This window comes from Blastocatellia bacterium (genome assembly GCA_025055075.1).
Taxonomy (GTDB): domain Bacteria; phylum Acidobacteriota; class Blastocatellia; order HR10; family HR10; genus HR10.
The window spans coordinates 73328-91823 of the sequence record JANWYV010000020.1; the positions used below are offsets into that span (position 1 = coordinate 73328).

Below are 18496 nucleotides of genomic sequence, written 5' to 3' on the forward strand. Positions count from 1 at the left end.
AGGGAGGGATTGGCCTCACTCCCATTCGATCGTGCTCGGGGGCTTGGAGCTGATGTCGTAGACGACGCGATTGACCCCGCGCACCTCAGAGACGATGCGATTCGCCATGCGCTCAAGCACCTCGTAGGGAACGCGGACCCAATCGGCCGTCATCCCATCCACGCTGCTGACGATCCGAATGGCGATGGTTTGTTCGTACGTTCGCTCGTCGCCCATGACGCCGACGCTGCTCACCGGAAGCAAGACGGCGAAGGCTTGCCAGACCTGTTCGTAAAGCCCGGCGCGTCGGATCTCCTCCACGACGATGGCATCGGCCGCGCGCACGATCTCCAATCGCTCCGGAGTGACTTCGCCCAGCACGCGCACAGCCAGCCCTGGACCGGGGAATGGATGGCGTTCGATGATCTCGCGGGGAACGCCCAACTGCCGCCCGACCTCGCGGACTTCGTCTTTGAACAACTCGCGCAGCGGCTCGATCAGTCGAAAACCGAGCTGATCGGGCAACCCCCCGACATTGTGATGGCTCTTGATGACGGCCGAAGGCCCGCGCACCGACGTGGATTCGATGACGTCGGGATAGGTCGTCCCCTGCACGAGGAACTCGATGGGACCGAGCCGAGCGGCTTCTTCGCGAAAGACAGCGATGAATTCCGCGCCGATGATCTTTCGCTTCTGCTCGGGATCGGTGACGCCGCGCAATCGGCGTAGGAAGCGTTCGCCAGCGCGCACACCACGCACGCGTATTCCCATACGTTCGTAGGCGCACAAGACCTCCTCGAATTCGCCCCTTCGCAATAGCCCATTATCCACGAACAGACCGATCAAGCGCGACCCGATGGCGCGCGCGACCAACGCGGCAGCTACCGAGGAATCCACGCCACCAGAGAGCGCGCAAAGGGCGCGTCCCGATCCGACCTCCTCTCGAATTCGCGCGATGGCCGACTCGATGAACGCGCTCAATTGCCAATCGCCGCGACAGCCGGCGATGTCAAACAGGAACCGACGGAGGATCTCACGCCCATAGGGCGTGTGCGCGACTTCGGGATGAAATTGCACTCCATAGAGACCGCGTTCTGGGTGAGCGATCGCGCCGATGGATCGGTCCGTACGGGCGAGAATGCGGAACCCGTCTGGCGGACGACGCACCTCATCGCCGTGACTCATCCAAACGGTCATCTCCCGAGGGAGCCCAGCGAAGAGCGAGCCCTCCTCCATCACGGTGAGCTGCGCCGCGCCATATTCCCTTCGATCCGAAGGGACGACCTCTCCACCGAGCAGATGCGCCATCAACTGCACGCCGTAGCAAATGCCGAGGACGGGAAGCCTCATCTCCAGGATCGCCGGATCGCAGCGCGGCGCTCCCTCCTCGTACACCGAGCGCGGTCCGCCCGAGAGGATGAGCGCACGCGGGCGTCGCGCGCGAATTTGGTCGAGGGGAATGGAAAAAGGCACGATCTCCGAATACACGCCCAATTCCCGAATCCGTCGGCCGATGAGCTGCGTATACTGCGAGCCGAAGTCTAAGACGAGAACGACTTCGGGCTCGCCCGGAACTCCATGCTCCTTCATGAGCGTCGGTGTGCGCGTCGTCGTTGACACTCTCGGCAAATCCCCCAGATGCGAAGACTGTGATCAACCATCTGAAAACCGTGTCGCCGCACGACTTCGGCTTGGATGGTCTCCAATTGCTGGCTGAAGAACTCCGTGATCCCGCCGCACTCCAGACAAATCAGATGATCGTGATGCTGCTCATTGAGTCCCAGCTCATAATGCGTGTAGCGATCTCCCAGTTGCATGGAGCGCGCGATCCCGCACTCGGTGAGCAGCTTGAGCGTGCGATAAACCGTCGTGAAGCCGATGCTGGGATCGCGTTCTCGGACCTTGCGATAGAGATCTTCGCTTGTGATGTGCTTCTCGCTCTCCAGGAACGTCTCCAGGATGAGGTCGCGCTGTGTCGTTCGCTTCAATCCTTTGCGCCGCAAGTATTCGTGGAAGAGCTGCTTCTCCGGGCGCTCTTGGGACGAAGGGGTCGTCGTCTTCGCACGCGACGTTTCCTTCTTCTCGACCATCGGCGATCTCCTCGCTCCGCTATTCTACCACATCCATCGCCTCCGTCCTTCGCCTTTCGCGGAATTCGTCAAAGGAGTTTCCGCTTGGCTTCCTGCAACCAACGTTTCGCCTCTTCCGGAGAGAGTCGATCTACGTCGAGGGCGCGCAGTTCATCCAACAACGACCGTTGGATAGCCTCAAAGAGCGTCGGCTGTCGCTTCCAGCCCTGGTGCCCGGGCAGATGCTCGGCCAATCGCGGCCGTCCCATCGGATCTAACTCGTTCGCCTCCAGGTTCTCCAAGATCTCTCTCGCGCGCGCGACGACTGAGCGCGGCAACCCCGCCAGGCGCGCGACCTCGATCCCATAGGATTTGTTCGCGCTCCCCTCGACGACCTTGTGCAAGAAGAGGATCTCCCCCTTGGATTCCTTGACCAAGACCTGATAGTTCCGCACGCCCGGTAAGACGCGCGCCAGTTCCGTCAGCTCATGATAGTGCGTCGCGAACAACGTCTTGGCCGCATGATTGGCGTTGTTGTGGAGATACTCGGCCACGGCCCAAGCGATCGAGAGACCGTCGAAAGTAGCCGTGCCACGCCCCACTTCGTCCAGCAACACGAGACTGCGCGGCGTAGCCGTGTTCAAGATCTTCGCCGTCTCGATCATTTCTGTCATGAACGTGGAGCGTCCTCGGGCCACGCTATCGGAGGACCCCACCCGCGTGAAGATGCGATCCACGATGCCCAAGCGGGCTTCTTCGGCAGGGACGAACGATCCCATCTGTGCCATGAGGCAAATGAGGGCTGTCTGCCGCAGGTAAACGCTCTTGCCGCCCATGTTCGGCCCAGTGATGATGAGGAGCCGATCGGTGGTGTTGTTCATGTAGAGATCGTTCGGCACGAAGCGCCCGAGCTGCACCTCGACGACCGGATGGCGCCCGGCGCGGATGTATAACTCGTCCCCTTCGGTGAGAACGGGGCGCCGATAGTTGCGGCGGACGGCGGTCTCGGCCAAGGCGGCCAATACATCCAGATGGGCGAGCGCGCGGGCCGTGGCTTGAATGCGTCGCGTGGCGCGCGCCACTTCCTGGCGCAGTTCGTGAAACAACTCGCGCTCCAATTCGAGGATACGTTCTTCGGCTCCGAGGATCTTCGCCTCGTATTCCTTCAGCTCCGGCGTCGTGAAGCGCTCGACTCCGACGAGCGTCTGCTTCCGCTCGTAATCGGGAGGGACCAAATGGAGGTTCGCCTTGCTCACCTCAATGAAGTAGCCGAAGACCTGATTGAACTTCACCTTGAGCGAGGGGATGCCCGTGCGGACGCGCTCACGTTGCTCGAGGCGAGCGATGTAGCTCTTGCCGTCGGTCGCCAGCGCGCGCAGCTCATCTAATTCCGCATGAAAGCCATTGCGAATCGTCGGGCCATCGCCAAGCGCCGCCGGAGGATTCTCAACGAGCGCGGCATCGAGAAGCGCGCGCACATCTTGAAGCTCATCGAGACTCTCGCGCAAAGTCTCGAGGAGCGAAGCCGTGGCTTCACCGAGCAGCCCCTTGATCTCCGGCACGACGGCCAAACTATTGCGCAGAGCGGCGAGGTCACGGGGCGTGGCCGTTCCCACGTTCACACGCGCGAGTACGCGCTCCAAATCCTGGATCCGCTTCAACTGCGCGCGCATTTGATCGCGCCACATCGTCTGGCGCACCAACTCCTCGACGGCATCCAGCCGCGCCATGATCTCGGCGAGCCGACAGCACGGGCGCAAAATCCACTGTCGCAGCAGCCGCGCCCCCATCGCCGTCTCCGTCGCATTCAAAACGGCAAAGAGCGTGTGTTCGCGCGAACCATCCAATGCTTCGACGAGTTCCAGGTTTCGAACCGTCGTCGGGTCCAGGATCATGAACTCCGAAGGCCGGAAGAAGGAGATCTCCGTAATGTGCGCAGCCTGCGCCCGTTGCGTCTCTCGCGCGTAATGCAACGCTGCTCCGGCAGCTTGCACAGCCAGATCATGCCCCACCAGATCGAAGCCTTCGAGCGTCGAGACACCGAAATGCTGGCACAAGAGCGCATGGGTGTAGGCGAAGTCGAAGATCCAATCCTCCAGCGGCGTCCGCGCCGCTCGATCGAAGACCGTACTCCCAAGGGGAAGGTCTCGATCCACGGCGTCCTCGGAGGAAGTCCGCTCGCTCCCCGCATAAGCTTTCAGGATCGGCTCGAGCCCCCTCGGATAGAGCACTTCACGCGGCGCGAATGCCTCCATCTGTTCCAAGAGTCGCTCCCACGCGCGTTCCCCGATGAACTCGGCGACGACGAACTCGCCCGTCGAGACATCGAGGAAGCTGACGGCAGCCGCTTCGGCCGTCCCGAACACGGCGGCCAGGTAATTGTTCTCGCTCGCTTCCAACAATGGCCCTTCCAGAACTGTGCCCGGGGTGATGATTCGTACGACCTCCCGCCGCACGAGCTTCGTGGAACTTTTCGGCTCTTCGACCTGGTCACAGATGGCGACTCGATACCCCTTGCGAATGAGCTTCGCGATATAGCCCATCACAGCGTGATGCGGCACCCCGCACATCGGAACGGGCGTCCCACGCTCCTTGTGTCGCGCCGTGAGCGTGATCTCTAATTCGCGCGCGCCGATGATCGCGTCTTCGTAGAACAGCTCGTAAAAATCGCCCAATCGGAAAAAGAGCAACGTGCCCGGATAGCGTCGCTTGATCTCATGATACTGCTTCAGCATGGGCGTGAATTGATTGGGATTCATCCCACCTGCTCCTTCTCGACGAGGATCGAACGCGTCTTGGAGATGCCCGATGCTCCTAGCACGACGCGCGCGCGGATTGTCCCCATAGGGAAGCAGAATATATAATTTGCCCGTCGAACGTGTCAAACGAGGGATTCGCACAGGGAGTGAATCTGTCCGCCAGGGAGGCGCCATTGATTCTCGCCATAGATACGACCTCGGAGCGAGGGAGCATAGCGCTTCAGCGCGGGAAGGAGCTTCTGGCCGTCTTGGGAAGCTGGCGCCCGGGCACGCATTCGCAGATGCTCCACGAGGATATAGATTTTTTGCTGCGCCGCGCGGGTGTGACTCTCGAACGCGTCTCGCTTTTGGCTGTCACGATCGGCCCAGGCTCCTTCACCGGCGTGCGCGTGGGGATCGCCTCGATCCAAGGGCTTGCGCACGCGCTGGCCAAGCCGGTCATGGGAATTGGCGCTCTCGAAGCGTTGGCCTACGGCGTGGGCGTGAGCGGGACGATCTGCGCCTGTCGCGATGCGCTGCGTGGGGAGGTGTACGCGCAGCTCTTTCACCTCATGGCCGACGGCGAGCTGCGAGCACTCAGTGAGCCTCAACTCATGCGGCCCGAGGCTTTGGTCGCCGCGCTCGAAGAGAGGACGCTCATCTTCGTCTGCGAAGCAACGGCTTCGCTGAGAGCGGAGCTCGAGGAAGCCGCGAGACGTAAGGGGCATCCCCTCGTCCCACTTGTGCGCGTGCCGCACGACGAGTACGGATGGGTGTTCGTTGAACCTTCGCCCTTTTTGGCTCCGGCCGTCGCTGCACTGGCCGCGCGTCGGTTCCCGCAGGGGATTATTTCCGAAGGGGCGACCCTCGATGCGCTTTATGTGAGGCCTGCCGATGCCGAAGTCCGATGGCGATTGCGCGCGGGTCCCCTTCCGGATTGATCGTATGAACACGGACGATCTTCCGGAAGTGGTCGAGATCGAAGAGCTGTCCCATCTGAGTCGGTGGGGCGCCCAAGGATATGCGCGCGAACTCGCCTTGCCGGAGCGTTCGATCCTTCTCGTCGCACGGCCGATGGAGGCGCACGTTCCGCGCCGCGTCCTCGGTTTCCTCTGTTCTACCCTCGTGCTCGACGAATGGCACATCCACAACCTGGCGACGCATCCGAACTTCCGCCGCCAGGGCATCGCGCGCGCTTTGCTCCTTCACGGACGCGCAATGGCCCGAGAGCGCGGGGCGCGGTACGCCCTACTGGAAGTGCGCGCCTCCAATCTCCCAGCCCAACGACTGTATCAACAGCTCGGATTCTACGTGTTCCACCGCCGAAAGGGCTATTACGCGGATCCCCCTGAAGATGCCCTCCTGATGCGCTGCAACCTCTCTGAGACTTCGACATTGGAAGAAATTGCCCCTTGAGCGCTCAGGCCAGGCGCGCCCATAAATGCGGGGGCTTCTTCTTGCGCCCACGTGGGTTTCATATTATGATTCGCTCGGCACATGGGGACGAGCACGACAGCAATCCGCGATCACTTCACGAGGAGGGAGGAGATGGACGCCAACTCCGTGTCGCTCAAAGAACACCTGATGTCTATTGATCCGGAGTTCCGTGCCCTCGTCTTAGAGCATCAGCAGTATGAAGCCCGCTTGAGCGAACTGACGGCGCTGCCCTACCCCACGCCGGAGGAGTTGATGGAAGAAACGATCTTGAAGAAGAAGAAGCTGCTCGTGAAGGACAAGATGGAGGCTATGCTCAACCGCTACAAGCGACAGATGGGGTTGAAGTAACTCCGATCCAGCGGTTGGCTGAACGCCGACATCGAGAGCCACGGAGGAAGTCTCCGGCCTCCTCAGGAGAAGAACATCGTGATCGTTCGAGAAGGATGGCCATACATCGCGGGCGCTTCGCTTCCGGCGCTCATCGGCGCTTGGCTCCACATCTGGCCCCTGGTCCTGGGCGGTCTGGGCCTTGCCCTTTTCTTCGCCTATTTCTTCCGCGATCCGGATCGAACGCCTCCCGAAGACGAGCGCGCCATCGTCTCACCGGCTGATGGACGTGTGGTCGCGCTCACGAAGCTCGATCCGAATGATCCGCGCTCGCCGACGCGCCTCTCGATCTTCCTCTCCCCGCTGGACGTTCACGTGAATCGTGCACCGATGACCGGACGCATCGTCGAGCTGCGACATCGCCCGGGTCGCTTCCTTCCTGCCATGCGCGCCGAGGCTTCTATTGAGAACGAACAAACGGAGATTCGGATCCTCGGAGCGCACACGGAGGTGGTCCTCAAGCAGATCGCCGGCATTTTCGCTCGACGGATCGTGTGTTGGAAGCGCTCAGGCGATCTCGTGCACCGAGGGGAACGGATTGGCTTGATTAAATTCGGCTCTCGCACGGATCTCCTTCTTCCCTCGGACGTCGAGGTGCTCGTGCGCGTGGGCGATCGCGTCCGAGGCGGAAGCACGATTGTGGCGAGGATACGCGAATGAGCGAGAATCCAATTCCCGGTTATCTCCCGGCGGAGGAAGGGCGGCGACGGCGCGGCGCTTATGCCATCCCCAGTCTCTTCACGACGGCGAACATCTTCTGCGGGTTCTACGCGGTGATCGCGGCGCTGAAGGGGTATCAGGCGCTCGGAACGGATCTTGGGGAAGCCACGCGTCTCTTCGACAACGCGGCCAAAGCCATTGGCTTCGCCGTGCTCTTCGATGCACTGGATGGACGCATTGCGCGCATGACGAAGACGACGAGCGACTTCGGAGTGGAGCTGGACAGCCTGGCTGATGTGCTCTCATTCGGCCTGGCTCCGGCTCTGCTCGCCTACGCGTGGGGCTATGGGGTGACGCCGGATATCTACGGGTTGGAGATGGGGAAAGCAGCGTGGGTCATCTCCTTTCTCTATCTCGTCTGCGGGGCTTTCCGCCTGGCGCGATTCAATGTGCATGCCCGGCGCACGGTCACCGCAAAAGACCGACGTCAGTTCGTTGGTCTGCCGATCCCCGCGGCGGCTGGCTTGATCGCCGCCATCGTGCATTTCTCTCCAACGCCACTTCTGGCGCAATCGGCCCGCTCGTTCGAAGTCTGGGGCAATCATGTTCTAGTGGACAGCGCAGTTCTCGGTTTCCTCATGCTCCTATTGGTCGCTGCGCTGAGCGGTCTGATGATCAGCACGATCCGATACCGGAGCTTCAAAGATCTCGGCGTTGGTGCTCTCAGTCCGCGCTGGACGTTGCTGCTGCTCTCTTTGCTTGTGGCTGGCATTTACTTCTACTCCCAGTGGGTGTTGATCTTCTTGGCCAGTGCGTACGTTGTGCACGGGCTCGCCATGAAAGGCCTGGCGCTTCTGCGCCTGGGGCGGAAAGAGCCGGCTTCGGCGGAAGTCTCCACTCCAATCAAATCCGAACCATGATGGGTGGAATGAGTGTCTTCGATCTCATTGGCTTGCTCTTGCGAATCACCCTGCCGCTCTCGGCAGGGCTCACGTCGGCGAATCCGCCGCTTCCTGTGAAGTTCCTTCAAGCCTGGCAGGCCGCCGAGCAAACGACGGGTCTCGGCGAGCGAAAAGCCTTCATTATTCAGCTTCGCGATGAGCCGCTGGCCACATATGCGGGAGAGGTGCCGGGCTTTGAGGCGACGAGCCTTCGCGCCGCTCCACATAATCAGCGCGAAGGGAAACTGGACGTGCGCTCGCTGGCGAGCCAACGATACTTGGAGTATCTGGAACAACGACATGCGGCGTTCCTCCGCGATCTGCAGCAACGCCTGCCGCGCGTACAGGTCTTTCGCCACTATCACATCGTGCTCAACGGCTTGGTCGCCCTCGTTCCCCCCGCGGACGTCCCGGCCTTGATCAGTCACCCGGACGTGAAAGCTTTGCTCCCGATTGTCGAGTACGAACTGACGGCTGAACCCGCCCCGCCGCCCATGCTCGATGTGAGCAACGATTTGATGGGGGTTCCTCTCGTCTGGGAGATGCTCGGCGGCCGAGAGAACGCGGGCCGCGGAGTGAAGATCGGCGTCCTCGATACGGGCATAGACTTCAGCAATCCAATGTTTCACGATCCCACGCTCCTTCCCCCACCGGGATTTCCGCGCGGTGATCTCGCGCTCGCCACGAGCAAGGTTATTGTGGCTAAGGTCATCCGTTCGATTTTCGACGAGACCGATCCACGGCTGGATCCAGGACACCGAACGGCGCAAGATTTGGTCGGACATGGATCGCACGTCGCCAGTTGCGCGGCTGGAGCGACGGTGAACCTTCATGACATCCCCGGTGCACGTCCGGTCACTATGAGCGGCGTCGCGCCGAAAGCTTACATCGGCAGCTACCGCATCTTCGCTCCCCGGGCTTTCACTGATAACGTTGTGGCGGCGATCGAAGAGGCCGTGCAAGACGGCATGGATATTCTCAACATGAGCTTCGGTCCACGCACGCCGCCGACGGGCGACCCTTCCCTCAATGCGCAAGTGATCGCCGTGAATAATGCCGCGCGAGCTGGCGTCCTCTCAGTCATCGCGGCTGGGAACAGAGGGATCTCGCCCCCTTTCAATTCCGCCGGAGGAACCGTCGGTGGGGCGGCAGAATCAAGCGAAGCGTTGACGGTCGGGGCCTCGACCAATCTCCACGTGAGCGATGGAATTCAGCGCGCCGCGCTTCGTCTGGAAGAGCACGGCCTCGAGATCTCTGGCATTCGCGGAGCAAATGGCGCGGCTCCGTTTCCCGCACAGCTCGTCGGACCGCTCGTGGATGTGGACCTCATAGATGGCGAGGCGCCTGGGCTCCTTTGCGATCCGCTTCCGGCCGGATCGCTCCAAGATGCACTCGCTCTTATCCAGAGGGGAGTATGTACCTTCCAGACGAAGGTCACTAATGCTGCTCGAGCGGGAGCTATCGCCGCCGTGATTTACAACTCTCCAGAGGGCGGTGACCTATTTTTCCGCATGGACCTACAGGGCGCTCCACTTCCTGCCATCTCCATCATACGCTCTGACGGGTTGTGGCTAAAGGCTGTGCTCGCCCGAAGCCTCGGTCGTGAGCGCTGGCCTACGGTCCGTTTGTTCATCCAAGAGCCTCGGACCTTTCCGGACACACCGAACCTTCTAGCGAGTTTTAGCTCGCGCGGGCCGAGCAACGATTATCAAATCAAGCCGGATTTAGTGACCGTCGGGACAGGGAGCTACGCTGCTGTCCAAGATGACGATCCCCGGGGCGAAAATCGCTTCCCCACCTCTCCTCCAGACATTGGGCAGAGCGCCATGTATGACCCCTCGGGATTCGCCTTCTCGCAAGGGACGAGCTTCGCCGCTCCGCGAGCGGCGGGAGCGGCGGCGCTCCTGCGTCAACTTCATCCGGATTGGACGCCGGCCGAAATCAAGGCTGCTCTTGTGACGACTGCGGTGCGTCCTCCGGAAATCGCGACGCTGGGCGTAATGGATCGCGGAGCGGGTCTATTGAATCTCCCGGCTGCCGCGCGCTTACAAACCATCGCTCTCCCGGCCAGCCTCAGCTTCGGCCGACAGCTTGTGACGGCGCCGACCGCGTTCGAGCGAGCCTTCCGCCTGACGAACAAATCCGCCACGGCAACGGAGTATCGTTTGCGCATTGCCCTCGCTTCTGGCGTTCAACTTGTGCGCGCTGCGCTCAGCACGACCGAATTTCGTCTGCTGCCCGGTGAGAGCACGACGGTGACCGTGAGGCTCACCGTGGACTCCTTGCCTCCCCTTGGGACCTCCGATGCCGAAGGCTACATTTTGGTCTCCGATGGCGATCGGACGATCCCTGGGGAAATCGCCATCCCATTCTGGATCCGCCTCCTGCGGTTCCAGTGAACCATGTGAGGAACGCCTATGCGAGCTTGGAGAACGCTTCCCGTGATGTTCACCGCGAGCGTGCTCGCGTACATACCTCTGGCCTTTCCGATGCAAGAATCCGGCGAGTACCTTACGAGCAAAGAGATCGAACAGATGAAGGAGGCACAGCGCATTGACCTGCGCGTGAAGGTGCTCATGAAGATCGCCGAGCGTCGCCTTCAGGCTCTCGAACAAACGGCGACATCCCCTTCGAAGAAAAAAGAAGAAGAGGCCTGGGGACCGCTCCCGAAAGGAACGCCCGAGGAACTGCTGCAGCATTACATCAAGGCCATTGATGAGACCATCCTCAATATCGAGGACGCCCATAGCCAGGATCCGGAGAACGAATTCTTGCACTCGGCGCTGAAGGCGTTCCGAGAGGCGACCGATCGGTATCTGCTCCGCCTGAAGGCGCTTAAAGATGGGCTCAAAAGCCCCGAGGCTCAAGAGACCCTCGATCGCGCGATCGAAGCGACGGAGCTGGCGAATGCTGACGCTCGCGAGGGGGAAGCGCGCTTCGCCAAGCCGAAGAAGAAATAGCCGCGCGCCGTGCTGTTTTGCCGGAGAGCTCACTAGCGATGAGCGCGCATCACGCTCGAGATCCTTGACAGAGGGGAACTTGCCCCCTATAATGACCCTTTAGTCAAATGGCCCATGTTCAACGAGTTGAGTCAAGGAGGCAGCCAAGCGTGATCAAACAAGACATCGTCAACCGCGTGGCCGAGAGAACGGGCTTACCCAAGAGTCGGGTCGAGATGGCGGTGGATGCCTTTTTCGAGGCGATGAAGCAAGCGTTGAAAAACGGATACCGCATTGAGCTGCGAGGATTCGGGGTCTTCCTGGTTCGACCACGCAAGCGCGGCATTGGACGAAATCCGAAGACGGGGGACGTGGTCCCCATCCCCGAAGGGAAGACGATTCGGTTCAAACCCAGCAAGGAATTGCGTTGAACAGACGCCGTGAATGGACGCGCATGGCATTCCACGGAACCTTTATTTCCCGTGCAGATTCTCCCGGCGCGGGAGTCACGTATTCCGCTTCGACGCTTGCTGCTTCATGTCGCCCTTCTGTTGAGTACACTGGTGACGACCTTTTTGGCTGGAGCGTTCTTCGCATTGAGCAACGTAGACTGGGAGGAACTGAGCACGGCGTTCACCCACCCGGCGGTCGTCTCCAGTGGTCTCGCCTATTCCTTCACCCTTCTGGCGATCCTACTGGCCCATGAGCTGGGCCACTATCTCATGTGCCAACGCTATGGGATTCGAGCGAGTCTGCCATATTTCATCCCAGCTCCACCGATCATTGGCATTGGGACGTTCGGCGCTTTCATTCGCATTCAAGAACCGATTCGTTCGCGTCGTGCTCTCTTCGACGTTGGGATCGCTGGCCCACTCGCCGGTTTCGTGGTCGCCTTGCCTGCAACGATCGTCGGTCTTTGGTTTGCCGATCCGGCTCCCCCAATCCCTCGTTCCGAAGGAGTGATCACTTTCAATGACCCAGCTCTCTTCATCCTCCTGCAGCGAGTTTTTGACCTTCCGGTCATGATCCAGTGGAATCCCGTACACTTCGCCGCCTGGGTGGGAATGCTGGCGACGAGCTTGAACCTGCTGCCACTGGGGCAACTTGATGGTGGCCACATTGCCTATGCGCTCTTAGGCCCCCGGGGCCACCGGTGGATGGCGCGAGGGATCTTCTTCCTGATGATCGGTCTGGCGTTCTACGCCTATGATCGCCACCGATGGATCGGATGGTTCGTTTACGTCGGTCTCATCGGGCTATTGATCGGCTTGAAGCATCCTCCGCTTGAAGATGAACAGGAATCCCTCGACCGAAGACGGAAAGTCCTTGGGATCATCGCCCTGATTGTCTTCGCCCTCAGCTTCATGCCCTTCCCCATCACGATCACCTGAGGGTGAGAGTTCCCTGATGAGTTTCAGACGATGCGACGCTTCCTCCAAAACCTCCACTCCTTGGAAGCATATGGATTGAGCCTTCTGCTGGTCCTCGAAGGCTCGGCGCAAATCACCTTACGTTCGGACCTAGTCCTCGTGCCGGTGACCGTGAGAGATCGACAAGGCCGCCTCGTCCGTGATCTCACGCAGGAGGATTTCGAAGTCTTCGACAACGGTCGCAAGCAGCCCATCGCGTTCTTCTCCAGGGAACCCGCATCGGGCATGCTCTCTCGCCCATTGGTGATGAGCGTTTTGCTAGACGCGAGTGGAAGCGCCGCTGCGACCTGGCACGCCCAAGCATCGGCCCTTCGAAGTCTCCTTCGCTGGCTTGGACCTGAGATTCGGGCACACCTCCTCCGCTTCCACGAACGCCCTGAGTCTCTCACAGAGGGGTTCACAACGGACAAGGCCCTCCTTGAACGCGTTCTGGAACGCCATCATCCCGTGTGGCGCCAGACGGCTATCTTCGACGCGCTTTTTTTCGCCTTTCAGCAACTGGCCATGGTTCCTGAAGGCCACGTCCGAAAGGTCGCCCTACTGATCACAGACGGCCTGGACACGGCGAGCACGGTGAGCCCCGACCAATGCCTGCGGGTAGCAGAGGCTACCGGCATCACCCTCTATGTCATCATCATCCCCATCTATGTTCCCGTCGAAGGACGACTTCGCCCTCGCCCGATCGCTCCTGGCCTGGCCGAGATCGCCCGTCGGACCGGAGGACGGCTCATCTTCGCTGGTGATGTCCGTCAAATCCTTGATCCTCGAGCGACCCTCGACCTCACCCCTGTCCTCCAAGATATTGTGGAGGAGTTGTGGAACCAGTACTACATCGGGTATTACGCCCCAACGTCCCCCGGCGGCACGCGCCACCGCATCCAGGTGCGGGTGAGACGACGAGGGCTACGGGTCGAGGTGGCTCGTCAAACCTACATCTCCAGAGAATGAGTCTCACCGACTATTTCACGTATCGTGAACGCGCCTTCGGATCCTGAAATCTCCTTCTCGAGCTTTCTGGGTGCGCAATTTTGCATTTTTGAAGCTGAGGGGGGATTCCCAAATCGCATGAATCGCACTATAATTGTGTCGCACTGTGCGAGCAGATGAAGGAGGGGGGAACAGAAGATCGGGATGCGTGATCGCGGGGGATCACGAGGCAAGGGTCGCGAATGACGTTGACGATCAAACGCGCATTGCTGAGCGTCTCGGACAAGAGTGGGCTCCTCGAACTCGCCCAAGGCCTTCATGCTCAAGGAGTTGAGTTGATCTCCACAGGAGGGACGGCTGCCCTTTTGCGCGCCGCCGGTCTCCCGGTTCGGGATGTCTCTACAGTGACCGGATTCCCGGAGATCCTGGGTGGAAGAGTCAAGACCCTTCATCCGATGATCCATGGAGGTCTGCTCGCTGTGCGCCAGGATCCGGACCATCAACGCCAAGTCGAGACCTATGGTCTTCCACTGATTGATTTGGTCGTCGTGAACCTATACCCCTTTGCTCAAACGGTAGCCCGGAATGAAGTGACATTGACCGAGGCGCTTGAGGAGATTGACATCGGTGGTCCCACACTGATCCGTGCTGCCGCGAAGAACTTCCATGATGTCGCTGTCCTGGTGGATCCGGCGGACTACGCCCCCTTTCTTGAAGAGTTGCACGCCCAGGGAAGCGTGAGTTTAGCCACGCGGCTGCGTTTAGCTCAAAAAGCTTTCGCTCATGTCGCCGAATACGATGCCGCGATCGCTGATTTCTTCGCCAACCGGCTCTCTGCTGGAGAGGATGGTGTGCGCATTGAGCCAGAGACGGAAACTCCTCTTCGATTGGCTGTCACCCTATATCGGCAGCAGGGGCTACGGTATGGGGAGAATCCTCACCAGAAGGCCGCGCTCTATCGCTTGCCTGAGGATGAGCCGGGAGTGGCCACGGCTCGACAGCTACAAGGAAAGGACCTGTCATTCAACAACTATCTGGATCTAGACGCCGCATGGGCGCTCGTGACGGAGTTCTCAGAACCCGCGTGCGCGATCATCAAGCACACGAACCCATGTGGGGTCGCAACGGGTGAGACTCCAGCCGCCGCCTATAGAAAAGCTCTGGCGACGGATCCGGTCTCGGCATTTGGCGGGATCGTTGGCTTTAACCGTCCGGTCACGGTCGAGGCTGCCCAAGCTCTCGTGGAGCTGTTCTTGGAAGCAGTCATCGCTCCCGGGTATGAACCAGAAGCCCTGGCGATTCTCGCTCAAAAGAAGAACTTGCGAGTGATGCTCATGGAACTGCCTCTCCATGGCGCCTCGCCTGAGCGGAGATGGAGCCCCTATGACCTGAAGCGAATCAGCGGAGGACTTCTCCTGCAGACGCGCGATCGGCTCTCCTGGGATCCCTCGACGCTCCGGGTCGTCACCCGACGGGAGCCGACGACTGAGGAAATGGAAGCCCTGCGCTTCGCCTGGATCGTGTGTAAGCACGTGAAGTCGAACGCGATTGTCCTCGCCCGCCCGGATCAGCTCATTGGCGTCGGAGCTGGACAGATGAGCCGCGTGGACTCTGTCAAGCTCGCCGCGATGAAAGCCATCCTTCCTACGGAAGGATCGGTCCTCGCTTCGGACGCCTTCTTCCCTTTCCGGGATGGGATAGACGAGGCTGCTCGACATGGCGTGCGTGCGATCATCCAGCCAGGTGGCTCAATTCGCGACTCGGAAGTGATCAGAGCTGCGGATGAGCATGGCCTGGCCATGGTGTTCACTGGGATCAGGCATTTTAAGCACTGATGTCCGCTTGTTGTCATCGGACGATCGGGGGTGCGCTCCCGACGACGATTCGACAAGCGAAAATCCCGTTGAGGAGGAGAAGAGCCTATGCAACTAGAACCCGAGGCCTTGACCACGACACCTTCGCCCGAAATGCCATCTGAAACAGGACCTGCTCCAGCAGCGCCGCCTGTGACCAAGCCCGCCAAGAAAGCAGCGGCAAAGAAGGCGGCGGCCAAGAAGCCGGCCGCGAAGAAACCGGCGGCGAAGAAGGCCGCGGCTAAGAAGCCGGCGGCGAAGAAACCAGCAAAGAAGGCCGCGGCCAAGAAGCCGGCGGCGAAGAAAGCGGCCGCGAAGAAGACTGCCAAAGGGACGAAGAAGGCGAGCGCGAAGAAGAAGAAGTAAGCTCTTGCGCGCGGACATCGCTGATGTACTTTCGCCTCTCATCAGAATGGGAGTTACTGGTGAGAGGCGCCTTTTTCCGAATCGGCGAAGAAGGGCCGAAAAAAGCCGAAAATTCGGTGATCCCCAGTGGGGATGATCTCGTCCCGGAAGGACGACCGAGAGATACCACGATGACGTTTCCTGGACAGCGGGATTGGGTGCCGCAATTGCGGCCCCATTCGGGGACTGGTCAAACGATCTGAAGTTTTGTAAAATTTCCTATCGCAAGCGGTGGCGAGCATAGCTCAACCTGGTCAGAGCACTTGACTGTGGATCAAGGGGTTGCGGGTTCAAATCCCGCTGCTCGCCCCACTGAAGACTGCCAAACTCTTTTCCCCTGAGTTCTCCTCCGCGCTGGGGAAACGGCTTTTTATTCTCCAAAACGTCTGAACGACTTCTGATGGCGCTCCGGTGGTACAAAACGAGGAGGAATTACGTCGGCCCAAACGAGGGGCTAGGACCACGTGGCCTCGAGCGCGCTTCAGAGGCCGGTGGCTCTCGGAGCCGACGTGTCCTCGATCACGCGAGGCGGCTATCAAAGAAGAGCGTGCTGTCTAGCTGGGCTCCGCGGTATTACGGGGATGCGAAACTCCTCAAGGCAACGCGACGACACGTCATTTCGCTCGGCGTTCTCCCTCCCCCGCCCTTTTCCCCGGGCACCAGCGTCCTAATACCACTTTCGCAGGCGGACTTCGATTCCCGGTTCCTCCTTGAGCGCGTTCAAGAAGACGTTCAAATCGGAATTGCGGTAGTGATAGGGGTAGACGATCTTGGGCCGAAATGCCTTCACGCACTCAGCGGCCTCTTCCGGCGGCATCGTGAAGGGCAAGTTCATGCAAATGAAGGCGATGTCTATCCCCTTCAAGGCCTTGATCTCTGGAACGCACTCGGTGTCGCCGGAGATATAGACGCGCTTCCCGCCGAGCGTGAGCACGTACCCGTTGCCACGCCCCTTCGTGTGATAAAGCTGTCCGGGACCCGGACCACGGACGAGATTATACATTGGGACTGCTTCGATAGCGATCCCATCCACGGTCCTCCGCTCGCCATTGCGGATGACCTGCGCTTCGCGAATGGTCTCGGCGACAGCAACCGGTGCCAGAATCACCGTCGTCTCTTTCTTCAGCTGATCTACCATCGCCCGATCCATGTGGTCCGAATGAACGTCGGTGATGAGGATGAGATCAGCTTTCGGCAAGCCCGCGTAGTTCCCTCGGCTCCAAGGGTCCACGTGGATCACCTTCCCCCGGAATTCGAGCATCAGGCTCCCATGTATAATGGGTCGGATCCGTAGCTCCCCCTCATCGGTGCGCACGACGTCCACGCTCTCTTCTTGAGGCCAGACGACCCCAACTCCTCCTAACGCGATCGCCAGCATGAGGATCGAGATCATGCTCTTCATAGCTCCCTTTCCTCCGTTTTCCAAAGGCTCACACGGACTCAATACTAGGGGGAGCGCTTTCGTCGGGCAAGCCGAATCCATCCGACGAGCAGAGCGCGCGGGTTCCCCGCGATTGACAAGTGCGTGTCCCCCCTCTAGAATTCCGCCGAAAGATATCGCCGGGCTGGGGAGGGGGGATGCGCATTCAGGATCTGGAGACGCCAGCGGTTCTCATTGATCTCGATGTGATGGAACGCAATCTCACCCGCATGGCCGAATACTGCCGACGGCACGGGCTCGCATTGCGCCCGCATACGAAGACGCACAAAATCCCGGAGCTGGCCCACCGGCAGATCGAAAGCGGCGCTTCAGGTATCACCGTCGCCAAGGTGGGGGAAGCGGAGGTGATGAGCCAGGCAGGGCTCACCGACATCTTGATCGCCTATCCGATCGTGGGGCGAGAGAAGGCGACACGCGTGGCGGCGTTGGCCGAGCGAACCTCGCTCATGGTCTCGCTCGACTCCGAAGAAGCTGCTCGCGATATCTCCACAAGCGCCCGGGAGCGTGGTGTGCGCGTCGGTTTGCTCGTCGAGCTGGACGTCGGTTTCCGACGATGCGGCGTCTCGCGCCCGGAGGACGCCATCGCTCTGGCTCGCGTGATCCAGGATTTGCCGAACGTAGAATTTCGTGGCTTGATGTTCTACCCAGGCCATTTTATGGTCCCTGAACCCGAACGGCGACGACTCCTGGAAGACGTCAATGCCCGTCTCCTCCGCTTTTACGAAGCCTTCGATCGAGTGGACCTTCCGATTGCCATCGTGAGTGGAGGATCTACCCCAACCGCCTATCTCTCCCATGAGTTCGTCGGGGTGACAGAGATTCGCCCCGGGATGTACATCTTCAATGACCGCACGATGGTCGGCCTAGGCGTCGCTCGTCTTGAGGATTGCGCTCTCTCGGTTTTGGTGACTGTTGTCAGCACGTCTGTCTCCGGACGCGCCATCGTGGACGGGGGATCAAAGACCTTCTCCAATGATCGGTATCGCGCCGGCGATGGCCGTGGTTTTGGCCTCGTGCGAGAGGATCCGGAAGCCGAGGTGGAGGCGCTCTCTGAAGAACACGGGCATTTGGACATCTCGCGCTCTTCTCGTCGCTATCGCGTGGGGGAGCGTTTGACGATCATCCCGAATCACGTCTGCACCGTCATGAACCTGCATGATGAGGTCTACGGTGTTCGAGGCGATCGGGTGGAGGTCGTGTGGCGCGTCGCCGCCCGAGGCCGCGTGCGATAGCGCGAAACCGAAAATAGCGCTTCCGTCGTAGTCATCGATGCGCATGTGCTTTCAAGCC

17 protein-coding genes, 1 tRNA gene and 1 pseudogene are annotated in these 18496 nt (G+C 60.3%); 15 read left to right on the top strand and 4 right to left on the bottom strand.

Annotated features, from left to right (window positions below; translation table 11 throughout):
* Positions 1-15 precede the first annotated feature (15 nt).
* The 3 genes from guaA to mutS all read right to left on the bottom strand — a co-directional run bounded on the left by guaA (position 16) and on the right by mutS (position 4807).
* A complete protein-coding gene (gene guaA, locus NZ746_05365; protein ID MCS6816792.1) occupies positions 16-1569 on the bottom strand; it encodes a glutamine-hydrolyzing GMP synthase in 1554 nt (517 codons plus the stop codon).
* Positions 1566-2069, bottom strand: coding sequence for a transcriptional repressor (locus NZ746_05370; protein MCS6816793.1), 504 nt, complete (start codon positions 2067-2069; stop codon positions 1566-1568). The genes guaA and NZ746_05370 overlap by 4 nt, the downstream gene beginning before the upstream one ends.
* Before the next feature lie 68 nt (positions 2070-2137).
* Complete coding sequence (mutS, locus tag NZ746_05375; GenBank protein ID MCS6816794.1) at positions 2138-4807, bottom strand: DNA mismatch repair protein MutS; 2670 nt, start codon at positions 4805-4807, stop codon at positions 2138-2140.
* A gap of 173 nt (positions 4808-4980) precedes the next feature.
* Between mutS and tsaB the strand changes: the two genes are divergently transcribed.
* The 14 genes and pseudogenes from tsaB (at position 4981) to NZ746_05445 (ending at position 16077) form a co-directional block, all read left to right on the top strand.
* Positions 4981-5727, top strand: coding sequence for a tRNA (adenosine(37)-N6)-threonylcarbamoyltransferase complex dimerization subunit type 1 TsaB (gene tsaB / locus NZ746_05380; protein ID MCS6816795.1), 747 nt, complete (start codon positions 4981-4983; stop codon positions 5725-5727).
* A 4-nt stretch (positions 5728-5731) separates the two neighbouring features.
* Positions 5732-6202 carry a ribosomal protein S18-alanine N-acetyltransferase gene (rimI, locus tag NZ746_05385; protein MCS6816796.1) on the top strand — a complete coding sequence of 157 codons (471 nt, stop codon included), beginning with the start codon at positions 5732-5734 and terminating at the stop codon, positions 6200-6202.
* A 132-nt stretch (positions 6203-6334) separates the two neighbouring features.
* Positions 6335-6571, top strand: coding sequence for a DUF465 domain-containing protein (locus NZ746_05390; GenBank protein MCS6816797.1), 237 nt, complete (start codon positions 6335-6337; stop codon positions 6569-6571).
* Positions 6572-6649: 78 nt separating this feature from the next.
* A complete protein-coding gene (locus NZ746_05395; protein ID MCS6816798.1) occupies positions 6650-7270 on the top strand; it encodes a phosphatidylserine decarboxylase family protein in 621 nt (206 codons plus the stop codon).
* Positions 7267-8190, top strand: coding sequence for a CDP-diacylglycerol--serine O-phosphatidyltransferase (gene pssA, locus NZ746_05400; GenBank protein ID MCS6816799.1), 924 nt, complete (start codon positions 7267-7269; stop codon positions 8188-8190). The genes NZ746_05395 and pssA overlap by 4 nt, the downstream gene beginning before the upstream one ends.
* Before the next feature lie 563 nt (positions 8191-8753).
* Positions 8754-10169: pseudogene (locus NZ746_05405) on the top strand (S8 family serine peptidase).
* Between the two features lie 459 nt (positions 10170-10628).
* Positions 10629-11171: a hypothetical protein gene (locus NZ746_05410; GenBank protein MCS6816800.1), complete on the top strand. Its 543-nt coding sequence runs from the start codon at positions 10629-10631 to the stop codon at positions 11169-11171.
* A gap of 149 nt (positions 11172-11320) precedes the next feature.
* Positions 11321-11581: an integration host factor subunit beta gene (locus NZ746_05415; GenBank protein ID MCS6816801.1), complete on the top strand. Its 261-nt coding sequence runs from the start codon at positions 11321-11323 to the stop codon at positions 11579-11581.
* A gap of 51 nt (positions 11582-11632) precedes the next feature.
* A complete protein-coding gene (locus tag NZ746_05420; GenBank protein ID MCS6816802.1) occupies positions 11633-12541 on the top strand; it encodes a site-2 protease family protein in 909 nt (302 codons plus the stop codon).
* 30 nt (positions 12542-12571) lie between these two features.
* On the top strand, positions 12572-13528 hold the full coding sequence (locus NZ746_05425) for a VWA domain-containing protein (GenBank protein ID MCS6816803.1): 957 nt from the start codon (positions 12572-12574) through the stop codon (positions 13526-13528).
* 221 nt (positions 13529-13749) lie between these two features.
* Positions 13750-15342, top strand: a complete 1593-nt coding sequence (gene purH / locus NZ746_05430) for a bifunctional phosphoribosylaminoimidazolecarboxamide formyltransferase/IMP cyclohydrolase (GenBank protein MCS6816804.1) — start codon at positions 13750-13752, stop codon at positions 15340-15342.
* Positions 15343-15429: 87 nt separating this feature from the next.
* A complete protein-coding gene (locus tag NZ746_05435; protein MCS6816805.1) occupies positions 15430-15726 on the top strand; it encodes a hypothetical protein in 297 nt (98 codons plus the stop codon).
* 59 nt (positions 15727-15785) lie between these two features.
* Positions 15786-15968, top strand: a complete 183-nt coding sequence (locus tag NZ746_05440) for a hypothetical protein (protein MCS6816806.1) — start codon at positions 15786-15788, stop codon at positions 15966-15968.
* 31 nt (positions 15969-15999) lie between these two features.
* A tRNA-His gene (locus tag NZ746_05445) sits at positions 16000-16077 on the top strand.
* 355 nt (positions 16078-16432) lie between these two features.
* Here NZ746_05445 and NZ746_05450 read toward each other — a convergent pair.
* A complete protein-coding gene (locus NZ746_05450; GenBank protein MCS6816807.1) occupies positions 16433-17167 on the bottom strand; it encodes an MBL fold metallo-hydrolase in 735 nt (244 codons plus the stop codon).
* A gap of 176 nt (positions 17168-17343) precedes the next feature.
* Here NZ746_05450 and NZ746_05455 point away from each other — a divergent pair, with 176 nt between their 5' ends.
* Positions 17344-18438 carry an alanine racemase gene (locus NZ746_05455; protein ID MCS6816808.1) on the top strand — a complete coding sequence of 365 codons (1095 nt, stop codon included), beginning with the start codon at positions 17344-17346 and terminating at the stop codon, positions 18436-18438.
* Positions 18439-18496: the final 58 nt, after the last annotated feature.

Excerpts from the sequence above, each read along its gene's own strand:
- mutS (MCS6816794.1), bottom strand. The coding sequence starts at position 4,807 with ATGAATCCCAATCAATTCACGCCCATGCTGAAGCAGTATCATGAGATC.
- NZ746_05435 (MCS6816805.1), top strand. The coding sequence starts at position 15,430 with ATGCAACTAGAACCCGAGGCCTTGACCACGACACCTTCGCCCGAAATG.
- NZ746_05455 (MCS6816808.1), top strand. The coding sequence starts at position 17,344 with ATGCGCATTCAGGATCTGGAGACGCCAGCGGTTCTCATTGATCTCGAT.
- NZ746_05390 (MCS6816797.1), top strand. The coding sequence starts at position 6,335 with ATGGACGCCAACTCCGTGTCGCTCAAAGAACACCTGATGTCTATTGAT.
- purH (MCS6816804.1), top strand. The coding sequence starts at position 13,750 with ATGACGTTGACGATCAAACGCGCATTGCTGAGCGTCTCGGACAAGAGT.
- NZ746_05450 (MCS6816807.1), bottom strand. The coding sequence starts at position 17,167 with ATGAAGAGCATGATCTCGATCCTCATGCTGGCGATCGCGTTAGGAGGA.
- guaA (MCS6816792.1), bottom strand. The coding sequence starts at position 1,569 with ATGAAGGAGCATGGAGTTCCGGGCGAGCCCGAAGTCGTTCTCGTCTTA.
- rimI (MCS6816796.1), top strand. The coding sequence starts at position 5,732 with ATGAACACGGACGATCTTCCGGAAGTGGTCGAGATCGAAGAGCTGTCC.
- pssA (MCS6816799.1), top strand. The coding sequence starts at position 7,267 with ATGAGCGAGAATCCAATTCCCGGTTATCTCCCGGCGGAGGAAGGGCGG.
- NZ746_05370 (MCS6816793.1), bottom strand. The coding sequence starts at position 2,069 with ATGGTCGAGAAGAAGGAAACGTCGCGTGCGAAGACGACGACCCCTTCG.
- NZ746_05425 (MCS6816803.1), top strand. The coding sequence starts at position 12,572 with ATGCGACGCTTCCTCCAAAACCTCCACTCCTTGGAAGCATATGGATTG.
- NZ746_05410 (MCS6816800.1), top strand. The coding sequence starts at position 10,629 with ATGCGAGCTTGGAGAACGCTTCCCGTGATGTTCACCGCGAGCGTGCTC.